Below are 13,373 nucleotides of genomic sequence, written 5' to 3' on the forward strand. Positions count from 1 at the left end.
TTATGAACATGTCTTCGATTGGCGATCTCGCCCGAACAATGATGTTTCAAAACAGAAGCACCGAACTCCGAAACGAAATTGCCTCCCTCACCGATGAGCTTGCAACCGGGCGCGTAGCCGACGTTTCCGCACATTTGAACGGAGAGTTCTCACATCTTGCCGACATCGAACATTCGCTCGAACGGCTGGATAGTTTCTCAACCGCAACGGCCGAGGCCGGACTCTTTGCCTCCACGATGCAACGCAGCCTGGAGAACCTGGACAAACGCACCGGCGATCTGGCGCATAGCCTGACCACGATTGGGAGTTTCGGACAGGACATCAACCGAACCCAGGCCAGTGCGCAGGCGCAATCAGAGCTTGGAGCGATGATTGGATCTCTGAACCAATCCGTCGCGGGTCGCAGCCTGTTTGCCGGGGTCGCCACCGATCAGGTGCCGCTGGGATCCGCCGACACGTTACTGCAAGAGGCGCGCACCGCCATTGCGGGCAGTACAACTGCTGACGACGTCATTACAGCAGCACGCAATTGGTTCAATGACCCGGCTGGGTTCGAGTCGGTGATCTACCAAGGCTCCAACCAATCCCTGGCCCCGCTTTCGGTCGGCAAGAATGACGAGGTTTCGCTGACGCTCAGGGCCGACAATCCTGCCATCCGAGAGGTCCTGTTGAACACGACCCTGGCCGCTCTTGCCTCCGACGGCGCTGTTGGACTGAACGACGCCGAGCAAACCGAACTGTTCAAGAGAACCGGTGCGGGTCTGACCAAGGCCAAGGATGATATCATCGGTCTGCGTGCGGACGTCGGCCATGCCGAGGCCCGCATCGATCAGGCCGAGGCGCGCAATTCGGCCACCAAGAGCAGCCTGGAGTTTGCCCGCAACAATCTGATCGGTGCCGACCCGTTTGAGGTCACAACCCGCCTGCAAAGCGTCCAGTTGCAACTGCAAAGCCTTTACACGGTCACGGCGCGGACCTCTTCCCTTAACCTGGTGAATTTCCTGAGATGAAAAAGCTGATCTGTGTTTTTCTCTGTCTGCTCTTCCCGTCAATGGTGTCCGCAGGGGCGGTGCGCCTCAAGGACCTTGTTGATTTCGACGGGGTGCGCGGCAACGATCTGGTGGGCTACGGCCTGGTGGTTGGCCTGAACGGCACCGGTGACGGCCTGCGCAACGCCCCCTTCACCGAAGAGATCATGTCCAACATCCTAGAACGTTTGGGCGTGAACGTGACCGGCGAACAATTCCGCCCCAAAAATGTGGCTGCAGTTTTTGTCACTGCCAATCTGCCGCCGTTCTCCCGCGTCGGCAGCCAGATCGACGTCACTGTCTCCGCGATTGGTGATTCCAAAAGCCTCATGGGCGGCACGCTGGTGATGACCCCGCTAAACGCGGCCGACGGTCAGATCTATGCGGTTGCCCAAGGCACGGTACTGGCCGGCGGGGCCGTCGCCGAAGGCGAGGCCGCATCTGTGGTGCGCGGCGTTCCAACATCCGGTGTGATCCCGTCCGGCGCCCGTGTCGAACGCGAGATTGAATTTGCCTTGAGCGACCTGACCCAGATCCGGCTGGCCCTGCGCGAGCCGGACTTCACGACCGCAGGCCGGATCGAAACCGCAGTCAACCGCATCTTCAACGCCCGCGTGGCTGTCATGCGCGATTCCGGCACAGTCGAGGTCGACATACCCGCCACGCGGGCCGCCTCAACCGCGCATGCAATTGGCCGGATGGAAAACATCCTGGTCGAGCCCGAGCGCAAGGCCCGCGTGGTGGTGGATCAACGTTCGGGCACGATCGTGATGGGCGACGACGTGCGCATCTCGCGCGTGGCCGTGTCCCAGGGCAATCTGACCCTGCGCGTCGAAGAAACGCCGCTGGCGGTCCAACCCAACCCCTTCGCCAATGGCCGGTCGGTGGTTGTGCCCCGAACCAACGCGGCGATCGATGAGGATGGCGGCATCGCTTTGGCCGAGGTGCCAGAGGGGACGTCTCTGTCACAGGTCGTTGCGGGCCTCAACGCGTTGGGGGTGTCGCCACGCGACATGATCGACATCCTCAAAACGATCAAGGCCGCCGGGGCCCTGCACGCCGAGTTCGTGGTACAATAAGCGCGATCCCCCTGCACGTCATGATACGGTCCGGGCAGACAACCCGGGCCATTTCTTTTGTGTCTTTGCCCGGCGATAAGGCCGGTTAGGATCGAGGAGGTTGTCGCGAACTTGGCCAAAGGCACGCCAATGCCAGGATAGGCTGCGGATCGGCGTAGACTTCAAACCGGTCACCAAGCCCCGGCCACCAGCACGCAGAGGATCACCGGATTTACGAACGTTGGCCAAGCGCAAGGTCAATCTTGAACTGTGCCGCCATCACGTCAAAAACCCGGCGCTTCATGAGAAGGCCGGGTTCGGCTTCGATGAGCCAACGCGTTATACCTAAGGGCTATAGCTTCGAACCAACGCTCCCGCGACCAAGGACCAGCCGTCAGCAATCACAAAAAACGCCAGCTTGAACGGCAAGGAAACCGTTGCTGGCGGCACCATCATCATGCCCATTGACATCAAAACCGCCGCAACCACCAGATCAATCACCAGAAACGGCAGGAACACCAGAAAGCCGATCTGAAACGCGCGCGAAATCTCGGACAACAGGAACGAAGGGACCAGAACCGAAATCGGTGCTTTGGGCGACAACTCCACCTCTTGTGTGTGCGGCCGCAGGGATGCCATCGCATCAAACGTGTCGGGATCGACGCGTGCGGCCATGAACCCCTTGAACGGGATGATTGCCTGTTGCAGGGCCGGTTCAACCTCAAGCGTTTCTTCGACCAGCGGCTGGATCCCGGTTTCCCAGGCCTCGGTGAACACAGGCTCCATGATGAAATAGGTCAGGAACAGAGCCAGGCTGACAATCAGCATGTTGGGCGGCGATTGCTGAAGCCCGATGCCTTGGCGCAGGATCGACAAGACTGTCACCAGAAACGGAAAACATGTGATCATGATCGCCAAACCCGGCGCCAGGCTCAGAACCGTGATCAACAAAATCAGCTGAATCGTGCGCCCCGACAAGGAGCCACCTTCGCCCAGAGACAGCGACAGCTCCTGTGCACTGACGGGTTCGGCCATGGCTACAATCACGCCTGCAATGAGCGCAGCCAGAGCCAATTGAGACCAGTGTTTCATCCCAATCCGCTTTGCAGATCGGTGATTTCCGTCAGACGGACGGCCAACTGTCCGGCCTGGTCGCCATTCATCTCTTCAAGCTGCCCACGAGCGACAAGTGTGCCCCCGACATAAAGCTCAACCGGATCCTCGACCCGTTTGTCCAACGTCAGCACAGCATTTTCACCCAGCCCCACCAGATCCTTGATCAACGGTCGGGCGTGACCGACCGACACCATGATTTCGATCGGAACCGAGGTGAACGGGTTGCCTTGCTCGCGTGTGTTGGGGGCCTCGTTATCCATGTTGGATGTCCTCTTTTGCCTGATACAGGAATGCGTCGACGGCCTCGGAGATGGAGGCCATCAGTGCTGTGCAATCTACTTCGCGCTCGGCGGTTCCGACCCGAAGATACGCCTGACCTGGTGGCAGACTGGATTCTTCAACCATCTGAACCGGAACAGAAAACTCCCGATCCAGCGAGGGTTTGAGCGCTGCGCTCACCCCCGATGGAACCACCAACAGAACCGGCTGCGCCGCCTGATCCCGCGCCATTTCTTTCAGCTCATCCACAATGTGCTGGCTATAGGTCTTCTCGATGGTGTCGGGCAGAACCGTATTCATGAGGCTGCTGAACATCGGCTCAAGCGACAAGGTCATCTGCGACAGCGCCTCGTGGTAGGTGAACGACAGATCCTCAAGCGATTTGCCCAGGGCTTCGGACACGCGCCCGGTGTCTTCGGTTTGGGCCGACACTGCATCATCCCAGCCGGCGGCATAGCCTTGTTCAAAGGCGGTCAGCCGGTATTCTTCCAGCGCGTCCTCATCCATCATCTGGACACGCCCGACTTGAAAGATGTTCTTTTCAAAGTCTTCCAGCAAATGTGCGATCGACATCAGGCTTTCTCCTCACTTTCCTGCAACCAGCTGCGCAGGATTTCGACTGTTTCTTCCTGTTTGTCCCCGATCATCGAGCGCAAACGATCCACTGGGTCTTCGGTCACACCCGCTCCCGCGATTTGCCGGACACCTGCATTGGGCGCCTGGAGAGGCTCAAACCCTTCGCCGTCTCGCGTGGCTATTTCTCCGGTCAGTGCCAGTTGCGCGTCCGACGATTGACCTGCACCTGTTGGCGCAGCAGACGGTAGAGCAAGCGACGGTGCTCCAAGCTGGGCGGTGTTGCTCAGGATCGGACGGACGACAAACAGACCCAGCCCAAGCGCAACAAGCGCCAGCGTAGCCATCTGGATCAGCGACATCGCATCCAGATGCATGCCCTGGAACAACGACGGGCCGACCGCTGTGCCTAGCGGTTCGATGCTGGGCAGCTCCATGGATTTGATCGTGATGACGTCACCCCGTTCCGCGTCGTACCCAACGGCAGACGAAACCAGCTCTCGCAGCGCGCCCAGTTCTTCTTCGGGGCGCGGCACAAAGGCGCCACCAGCGGCCTCGGCTGGCGTTCCGTTGACCAGAACCGCGACGCTCAAACGCTTGACCGCACCGGGCACACGCAAAATTTCCAACTCTGTTTCAGAGACTTCATAGTTCACACGTTCCCGCGTCGCACTGGTGGACGAGTTCGATTCGTCGCCGGTCGCGCCATCCCCATCTGGCAGATTCGACGCCACAGTCACATCGCCGGACTGGTTTTTGGAATTGTCCGAACGCTCTTCGACATCTGTGCTGATTGCCACCCGCCCGTTGGGGTCAAATCGGCGTTCGCGGATAGATTCGGTTTCCGTCACGGTATCAACACTGATTTCGACCACCGCATTGCCCTTGCCAACGCGGGCTTCGACCAGACGCAACACCCGGTCGCGCATCTGTTGCGCCCGGTCATCAGCCGTGCTGGCCGCGGCCGTGGCCTCGGGCGAACCGATCAGCGTGCCGTTAGCATCGATGATCGCCACGTTGTCCACTGACAACCCACTGATTGCGCTGGAAACCAAAAATCGAATCGCATTGGCCTGGGTCGGTGTGATCGGGCTGCCGGTCGGAATGACCGAGACCGAGGCGGTGGGTTCCGCACTGCGTTGAAAGGGCGACGACGCGCTGTTGGCGATGTGAACCCGCGCTTGGCCGATAAAAGGCGACGCCACGATCGTGCGCGCCAATTCGCCCTCTTTCGCGCGCCAATAGGCGGCGTCGAACATTTGCGAGGTGGTGCCAAATCCGCTCAGCGAATCAAGAAGTTCGTACCCTTTTCCGCCATTTGCAGGCAGCCCTTCGCTGGCCAATGTCAGGCGCAGCTCATCCCGCTGCGCGGCGGGAACGTATATCGAACCGCCCCGCACGTCATAGGGAATGCCACGCTGCTCGAGCGAGCGGACCACATCGCCGGCCGAGCCACTTTCCAACCCCGCATAGAGCAATTGCATGCTTGGGTTTGCCGCGATTCGCGACATGGTCAGGACCGCAATGAACACCGCAACTGCTGCGCCCACCACGATAATCTGTTTTCTTTTGTCAAAACTTGCCCAGACACTTCTAATCTGCTGCACGCTAACCTCCGTCTCACCGACATTCTGTTCGGCACATCACCTGTTTTGGTCGATTGGCCTTAACAATCGGTTAGTTCCTGACCGGCTATGAATGTCCTCGAACTTCGAAGAGGGTACGGCATGGCCGATGCGACGGCAGACGAACTGGAACCAGAGAAAAAAGACGGGAAACTCCCGCTGATTATCGGGCTCGTTCTGGGTCTGGTTGGTGCGGGTGCAGGATTCTATGCGACGACCTCGGGGTTGATTCCCATTGGGAAAACCGCCGAGGCGCAGGACGAAAAAACAGATGCCAAGGACACTGGCGAATACCCGGCCGCGCTTCCCGACATCGAATATGTGGATCTGACCCCGATCATGATCACGCTGAGCGGCGGAACGACCATTCATCAGCTGCGGTTCCACGCCCAGCTTGAAGTCGAATCAAAGTACCACTCGGATGTCGAGAAAATCCGCCCCCGGATCCTTGACGTTCTCAACGGCTATCTCAGGGCGCTCGAGCTGTCGGATCTGCGTGATCCCCTGGCCCTGACGCGGCTGCGCGGCCAGATGCTGCGCCGCATTGGTATTGTCGCTGGCAAGGGGCGCGTGCGCGACCTGCTGGTGATCGAATTTGTACTGAACTAGGAGAATAAATTGGAACTAGTGGCAGATATTCTTCTTGTTGCCGGCGCCCTGGGTGCAGGCCTTTACTGTTTTGTTCTGGCCCGGCGTCTGAACCGGTTCAACGACTTGGAAAAAGGGGTCGGCGGCGCCGTCGCGGTGTTGTCTGCGCAGGTGGACGACCTTAACAAGACGCTCGAATCTGCGCGCGCCGCGTCAGGTACCTCGAACGAGGCATTGGGTGAACTGACGGCCAAAGCCGAAGCTGCGGCTCTACGGCTCGAACTGTTGATGGCCTCAATGCATGACGTGCCGATTGCCGATGCGCCCGAGGTGAAACCTCCCGAAGCTAAACCGGCTGACAGACCCGACGAAATCGCAAATCACGGTACGGTCGAGGTTGAGTGCAAATCCGAACCACCAGCCCCGGGGTTGATGTTCATGCGCCGTGATCGTGGCGCAGCGAGGGCAGAAACATGAGCAAACCGATTACAGCCCGCAATGGCGCCTTGACTGTCATCGCCGTCCTCATGCTCGGCTCAGCGGTCCTGCGCGTGGGGTTCGAGGCCGGACCGGCCATCGCGCGGGAAATCAACACCGAACAGCCCGAGGCGCTGAAGGACGAGATGTTTCCCAAGGTGACAGAGACAGCTGTCGAATATCAAAAACTCCTGGCCGCCCTGCAAGAACGCGAGCAAAATCTGGCTCGCCGCGAATCACAGATCGAAGAGCGGGCGAAGGCCCTGGCCGTTGCAGATGAGGCCATCGAACAGAAACTCGCGGCCCTGACCGAAGCCGAAGAAGCGTTGCGCGAGACCATCGCATTGGCCGATGTCGCGGCCGAGGACGACCTGACGCGGCTCACGGACGTCTATGAGCAGATGAAGCCCAAGGAATCGGCCGCCCTGTTCGAAGAGATGGATCCTGACTTTGCCGCCGGTTTCCTGGCCCGCATGCGGCCCGAAGCCGCCGCCGGGATCATGGCCGGGCTCAGCCCAACCGCGGCTTATACCATCAGCGTGGTTCTGGCGGGCCGCAACGCCAATGTGCCGGACGACTGACCGTTATGACCGTTTGCTTGATCCTTTCACCCCAACAGCTGAACTCGGAGTACTGACATGATCGGAATCATCGGGATTGTGTGCATTTTCGCGATGGTTTTCGGCGGCTATCTGGCTGCCGGCGGCAAAATGGCCATCATTCTGAAATCGCTCCCTTTTGAAATGATGATGATTGGCGGCGCAGCCGTGGGTGCGTTTCTGATCAGCAACGACATGGGTGGCGTCAAACATACGGCCAAAGACATGGCCAAGGTCTTTAAGGGCGCCAAATGGAAACCGGACGACTATCGAGATCTGCTGTGCCTGCTGTTTGCCCTGATCCGCATCGCGCGCCAAAACCCGGTTGAGGTGGAGCAACACATCGAAGACCCCGAAAATTCGAGCCTTTTTTCCAAATACCCCAAGATTCAGTCTGACAAAGAGGCGGTCGATCTGATCTGTGACACCATGCGCTCGGCCTCGATGAACTACGACGATCCACACCAGGTCGAAGAGGTGCTGGAAAAACGCATGGACGCAAACCTGCATCACGCGCTGCATTCCAGCCACGCCTTGCAAACCGTCGCTGACGGCCTGCCGGCTCTGGGGATTGTTGCGGCGGTTCTGGGTGTGATCAAGACGATGGGCTCGATCGATCAGCCGCCCGAGGTCCTGGGCAAGTTGATCGGCGGTGCTCTGGTCGGGACCTTCCTGGGCGTTTTCCTGGCTTATGGCCTGGTTGGTCCCTTTGCGTCCAAGGTCAAAGCCGTGGTCGAAGAAGATGCACATTTCTACCAGCTGATCCGCGAGGTTCTGGTTGCCAACCTGCACAATCATGCAGCTGCCATCTGTATCGAGGTCGGGAGGCAGAACACACCCTCGCACATCCGGCCCAAATTCGCCGATCTGGAAGAGGCGCTAAAAGCCATCAAACAGGACGCCGCATGACCCGCGTACTTCTGCTCCTCGTTTTTGCGACTATCTGCGCGACGTCGGCCATGGCCGAGCGGCTGGTCGTACGCTCGGGCGAGCACTCGGACTTCACCCGGTTGGTCATGAAGCTGCCCAAGGGTGCAGAATGGTCGTTGAGAACTGGCACCAGCGAGGCCGTGCTGAAGCTAGCGCTGCCGGATGTGGAATTTGACACAGCGGGTGTATTTGCCCGCATCCCCCGCGATCGGTTGGCTGACCTAAAACAAGAGGCTCCTGGTGATCCCCTTCGGTTGTCCTTTGGCTGTTTTTGTGAAGCAACAGCCTTTGTCGAAGCTGATGACTATCTGGTTGTGGATATCCGAAAATCGACAGCCTCAGAGCCCATTGCCCTGAAGTTACCTGTTGTTTTACCAACCACCTCGGACGAGTCGGTGACCGGTGCCGTTCCCGACATCGAGGTTGCAGCGACGCCCCCCGTTTCCCTGCCGCTCGACCTCCCATCACACAACACTCAAAGTGACCTGACGCACCTCCTGCCCGGTCAAAGACACACGGAATTCCGACTGTTGTCCCAGATCACCCGAGCTGTCGATCAGGACGTTCTGGACATCGCCCTGGATGTGGTGGCCATTGACACGGAAAACCCCGACAGGGTGGAAAATCCGATACTCGCGCAAGCCCTCGGGGTAAGCGAAAACATCCGCATTGCAACGGTGATCGACCGGGATCTCCATGGTCTCTCTGATCACGTGTCGAGCGGTGCCCCCAAACGCACTTGCTCTGCCATCGACAACTTGCAACTTGCTCAATGGGGCGAGCCGGATGGCTTTGGAGAACTTATTGGTGATCTGCGAAATCGCGTGGTGACCGAAGCAGGCGACATCGACCCCGACGTGGTTGTGGAGTTGGCCAGGAAATACGTCTACTTCGGTTTTGGCACCGAGGCATTGAATACACTGGCACTCCACCCGGACCCGTCAAAGATCTCGTGGGAATTGCCCATTCTCGCGGGGCTCATGGACACAGGAGACCCAGATGGAGCGGACGAGCTGACCGGCTTCCAGCATTGCAATGGCCCGATCTCCTTGTGGTCCGTCCTGGCACAGGACGATCTGGCGCAGGACGCAAACACACAAGCCATCACAAGCGCCTTTGCCAGATTGCCCGAACATCTACAGTTTCAACTGGGCCCAAGGCTGGGCATGGTTCTGACGCGCGCCGGGGACAAGGTATCAACTCGCGCCGTCCTGCGCATCCTGAATCGCAACCTGCCTGCCCCCAAACCCGAAGTGTCCCTGGTCGAAGCCGAGGTCGCACGCCTGGAAGGGGACCATGAGGAATATCAGGTAAAGCTTGAAACCGTGGTCGAGGACACCAGTGATTCCGAGCAAGCGCCGCGCGCCTTGATCGCCTTGCTCGAAGATCGCTGGGAATTGCGCCAGGGGTTCTCCGAGGCCAATACGGAACTGTTGGCCGCGCATGCGCATGAGTTCCGCAAATCCGAACTCGGCACCGACTTGCAACGCGCATATGTTCTGGCATTGGGTCTGAACGGCCAGTTCGACGAGGGGTTTTTGGAATTGGGTGAATTGGCGACAGATCAACGCCCCGCATCGCTCAACCGTATCCTGACACTGTTGGCGGAACGCGCCGATGATGTCTCTTTTCTGAAGATTGCGCTGGAACACAGCGACCAGCGCCCGGGAATTCTCGTACGTGAGACCGTCGATCTGCTGGCCGAGCGTCTGATCCAGCTGGGATTTTACAAGCAGGCGATGGACCTCCTGGATGACCCGCTCAAGGGCCGTGTGGCCAAAAACCGCAAGTTTCTTTTGGCGCGTGCGGCATTGGGTATGAACCTGCCACACCGGGCACAGTTGGAGCTGTTGGGAACAAAGGGTCCTGAGGCCGCAAGTCTGCGAGCCGAGGCGCTTGAACAGAAGGGCGAATTGACTGCGGCAGCCGAGCAATTAGTCGAATCAGGTCAATTGGACGACGCCGCCCGCGCCCTGTGGTTGACCGAAAACTGGGAACAGATGCCAGATGTCGACAGCGACTATACACGCGCGGCCGAGCTGTCGATCAATCTACAGCCCCCTGACACCATCGAGATCCCAAGCCGTTTGTCCGAGGCGCGAAATCTGATCTCGGAAAGCGAAAACGCCCGGGCTGCGATCGGCGAACTGTTGGACGCCATCAATTGATCCGTGAACGCCGAAAGCAAACATTTGGGTTCGGCTAACCAATTCTAAATACTCGGATCCTAGCCTCTGCTTGACGCATAGTGTGGATAGGCAGAATGCCCCGACCCTTTCAATCCAGACCCTGGAACTGGCTCTGTTCAGCGAGATCAAACCAAGGGCGACCTGCCCTTCTCCTGACCCTCATTCTGGTCAGTTTTACCCCATCTCTGACTCATGCCCTGACCCAATTCCGAGCCACCGGCAACCTGTGCGACCGGGCCGCCCTGAGGGCCGCGCGCACCCACGGCATCCCTGAGGATGTGATGCTTGCCATTACCCGCATCGAAACGGGACGCACATCACAAGGTGAAACATCCCCCTGGCCCTGGACCGTCAACATGGAAGGGGCCGGTCACTGGTTTTCCACCGAAGACGAAGCGCGATCCTTTGTTTTTTCGCGATTCAAGGACGGCGCACGCAGCTTTGATGTTGGCTGTTTTCAGATCAACTACAAGTGGCACAGCAGCGGGTTCGAATCGATTGACGAGATGTTCGACCCGGACCTGAACGCCGCCTATGCCGCCCGGTTCCTCAGGACATTGCACGATGAATTTGGCGAATGGTCCAAGGCAGCGGGCGCCTATCACTCCCGAACCCGCCAATATGCCGACGTCTACATCGCCCGATTTGACTCCACACGCGCAAATCTGAACGGCGCCCCTGCGCCCGACACCGGCCCCTTGCCGATTCTGGGGCACGCCTCACGCCAGCCGCTGATCGGGTCCGGATCCAGCGGTATGGGTTCCCTGGTGCCGACCGGCGCAAACACGACCTCTTCCTCTCTGATTGCCTTCAATTGATATGCCCAAAGTTCAGCTAAACTCTCTCTTCAGCCCCACCGTCCTGCTCGCGATTGCCCTGATGACGATCATCATCATGATGATCCTGCCTGTGCCCGCCTGGGTTCTGGATGTGGGCCTTGCCGCCTCGTTTGGCCTGGCGATCCTGATCTTCACGATCACGCTTTTCATCGAGCGCCCGCTGGATTTCTCGGCCTTCCCGACCATCCTACTGGCCTCGCTGATGCTGCGATTGTCGCTCAACATCTCGTCCACGAAACTCATCATCGGCCAGGGCCACACCGGTCCCAACGCCGCCGGCGACGTGATCGAGGGGTTTGCCCAATTCATCATGGGCGGCAGTGTGTTCCTGGGCCTGGTGGTGTTCGGCGTGCTACTGATCGTGAACTTCATGGTGATCACCAAGGGTGCGGCCCGCATGGCCGAAGTTGGTGCGCGGTTTGCCCTGGACGGGATGCCCGGCAAACAGCTTGCCATCGACAGCGACATGTCGGCAGGTGCCATCGACCACGCTCAAGCCAAGGAACGGCGCGAGCGCGAGCAGCAGGAAACCACGTTTTTTGGCTCGCTCGATGGCGCATCGAAATTCGTCAAGGGCGATGCGATTGCCGGTCTGCTGATCACGCTTCTAAATCTGGTCATGGGACTGGTGATGGGCGTGGTTGTTCACCAGATGCCCATTTCGGCCGCCTTCGAAACCTATGCGATCCTGACGGTTGGTGACGGCCTGGTGTCGCAAATCCCGGCCGTCATCATCTCGATCGCTTCGGCCCTGTTGCTGGCACGCGGCGGCATGCAGGGGGCCACCGATCTGGCGTTGCTGGATCAGCTGGGCAAACACCCCGCCGCTCTGGCCACCGTAGCGGTACTGATGGGTGTGTTTGCATTGGTACCGGGTTTGCCGTTTCTGCCATTCATCCTGGGCAGTGGCGCACTTGGAGCAGCGGCCTACTGGATGATCCTGCAACAACACAAAGAGGCCGAGGAGGAAGCCGCCAGCAACGCCATGCCCGAAGAGCCCGTCCAGAACCGGGGCTTGGGCGACATTCTGGATCTGGACGACGTACATCTGGAATTTGCCCCCGACCTGGTCGGCATGGTGCTCGACCCTGGCACCGGGCTGGACGCCCGCATCGCCAACATGCGCACCCATGTGGCGTCCGAGTTTGGGCTGATCCTGCCCGACATTCGCCTGACCGATCAGGCCGAACTGACACCCGGCACCTACATCATCCGTGTCCAGGGCGTCGAACAGGTGCGTGGCGTGCTGCATCCCGATCTGGTGCTGGCACTGGTGCCAGACAGCTTTACCGCGCTGCCCGACGGCCAGGATGTGACCGAACCTGTCTATGGTGCGCCCGCGCGATGGATTTCGCCCAAGGATCAGGATGGCGCGGCCATTTCCGGGGCCACGATCGTTTCCCCGCCCGAGATCCTGGCGACGCATCTGCTTGAGGTGATCAAACAGAATTTTGCCCGCCTTCTGACCCTGAAATCTCTGCGCCGCCTGCTGGACGAGATGAAACGCCTCAGCGATCCGGGCCGGGCCGAGGCAAACCGCAAACTGCTGGATGAGCTCATCCCAGACAAGGTGCCAATGGACACGCTGCACAGTGTTCTGCGCCTGCTTCTGGAGGAACGGGTGTCGATCCGCAACATGCCGCTGATCCTTGAAACCATCGCCGAAGCCCGTCTGATTACCACCCAGCCCGAGGCGATCTGCGAACACGTGCGCCATCGCCTGGGGTTCCAGCTGGTGGCCGACATGAAACGCGCCGATGGCTCGATCCCCCTTGTCCAACTGGCACCCGAATGGGAAGACGCCTTTGTGACCTATCAGGTCGACGGCGGTGCCAGCGGCCTGGACATCGCCTTGCCGCCCGATCTGTTCAACCGGCTGGCTGACGGCGTGTCCGAACAAGTGGGGCAAACGGCCGAAAACGGCATTTATCCGGCGGTTGTCACCTCGACCCGGCGCAGGCGATTCCTGCGCACGGTGATGCGCGCGCGCGGTATCTCCAACCCGGTCCTGTCATTCGAGGAAATCGGGCTTGAGGCCCGCCCGGCGCTTGTTGGTTTGGTGGCTGCGTAAC

Annotated in this window: 13 protein-coding genes; 9 read left to right on the top strand and 4 right to left on the bottom strand. The window is 59.5% G+C overall.

The genetic code is table 11. The features are described from left to right. Positions 1 to 2: 2 nt before the first annotated feature. Entirely contained in the window at positions 3 to 1,010 is a 1,008-nt protein-coding gene (locus tag TRM7615_RS01825; RefSeq protein ID WP_108785201.1) for a flagellin, read from the top strand. Beyond that, positions 1,007 to 2,107: a flagellar basal body P-ring protein FlgI gene (locus TRM7615_RS01830; RefSeq protein WP_108785202.1), complete on the top strand. Its 1,101-nt coding sequence runs from the start codon at positions 1,007 to 1,009 to the stop codon at positions 2,105 to 2,107. The genes TRM7615_RS01825 and TRM7615_RS01830 overlap by 4 nt, the downstream gene beginning before the upstream one ends. Positions 2,108 to 2,431: 324 nt before the next feature. Here TRM7615_RS01830 and fliP read toward each other — a convergent pair whose 3' ends face one another. From fliP to fliF, 4 genes are read right to left on the bottom strand one after another with little or no spacing between them, the layout of a single operon-like run. After that, entirely contained in the window at positions 2,432 to 3,178 is a 747-nt protein-coding gene (fliP, locus tag TRM7615_RS01835; protein ID WP_165821342.1) for a flagellar type III secretion system pore protein FliP, read from the bottom strand. Beyond that, positions 3,175 to 3,462, bottom strand: coding sequence for a FliM/FliN family flagellar motor switch protein (locus TRM7615_RS01840; RefSeq protein ID WP_108785203.1), 288 nt, complete (start codon positions 3,460 to 3,462; stop codon positions 3,175 to 3,177). Before TRM7615_RS01840 ends, fliP begins: the two co-directional genes overlap by 4 nt. Beyond that, a complete protein-coding gene (locus TRM7615_RS01845) occupies positions 3,455 to 4,054 on the bottom strand; it encodes an ABC transporter ATP-binding protein (RefSeq protein WP_108785204.1) in 600 nt (199 codons plus the stop codon). Before TRM7615_RS01845 ends, TRM7615_RS01840 begins: the two co-directional genes overlap by 8 nt. Then, a complete protein-coding gene (gene fliF, locus TRM7615_RS01850; protein WP_108785205.1) occupies positions 4,054 to 5,661 on the bottom strand; it encodes a flagellar basal-body MS-ring/collar protein FliF in 1,608 nt (535 codons plus the stop codon). Before fliF ends, TRM7615_RS01845 begins: the two co-directional genes overlap by 1 nt. A 120-nt stretch (positions 5,662 to 5,781) precedes the next feature. Between fliF and TRM7615_RS01855 the strand changes: the two genes are divergently transcribed. From TRM7615_RS01855 to flhA, 7 genes are all read left to right on the top strand, one after another. Further along, on the top strand, positions 5,782 to 6,288 hold the full coding sequence (locus tag TRM7615_RS01855; RefSeq protein ID WP_108785206.1) for a flagellar basal body-associated FliL family protein: 507 nt from the start codon (positions 5,782 to 5,784) through the stop codon (positions 6,286 to 6,288). A 9-nt stretch (positions 6,289 to 6,297) separates the two neighbouring features. Then, positions 6,298 to 6,744 carry a hypothetical protein gene (locus tag TRM7615_RS01860; protein ID WP_108785207.1) on the top strand — a complete coding sequence of 149 codons (447 nt, stop codon included), beginning with the start codon at positions 6,298 to 6,300 and terminating at the stop codon, positions 6,742 to 6,744. Beyond that, entirely contained in the window at positions 6,741 to 7,325 is a 585-nt protein-coding gene (locus TRM7615_RS01865; protein WP_108785208.1) for a MotE family protein, read from the top strand. The genes TRM7615_RS01860 and TRM7615_RS01865 overlap by 4 nt, the downstream gene beginning before the upstream one ends. Positions 7,326 to 7,382: 57 nt before the next feature. Continuing rightward, positions 7,383 to 8,252: a flagellar motor stator protein MotA gene (gene motA, locus TRM7615_RS01870; RefSeq protein ID WP_108785209.1), complete on the top strand. Its 870-nt coding sequence runs from the start codon at positions 7,383 to 7,385 to the stop codon at positions 8,250 to 8,252. Further along, entirely contained in the window at positions 8,249 to 10,441 is a 2,193-nt protein-coding gene (locus TRM7615_RS01875) for a hypothetical protein (protein WP_108785210.1), read from the top strand. Before motA ends, TRM7615_RS01875 begins: the two co-directional genes overlap by 4 nt. Positions 10,442 to 10,536: 95 nt before the next feature. Continuing rightward, complete coding sequence (locus TRM7615_RS01880; RefSeq protein ID WP_108785211.1) at positions 10,537 to 11,280, top strand: transglycosylase SLT domain-containing protein; 744 nt, start codon at positions 10,537 to 10,539, stop codon at positions 11,278 to 11,280. A 61-nt stretch (positions 11,281 to 11,341) separates the two neighbouring features. Then, on the top strand, positions 11,342 to 13,372 hold the full coding sequence (gene flhA / locus TRM7615_RS01885) for a flagellar biosynthesis protein FlhA (protein WP_370739757.1): 2,031 nt from the start codon (positions 11,342 to 11,344) through the stop codon (positions 13,370 to 13,372). The last annotated feature ends 1 nt before the right edge of the window (position 13,373 follow it).

The sequence above is a fragment of the Falsiruegeria mediterranea M17 genome (assembly GCF_900302455.1).
GTDB lineage: Bacteria > Pseudomonadota > Alphaproteobacteria > Rhodobacterales > Rhodobacteraceae > Falsiruegeria > Falsiruegeria mediterranea.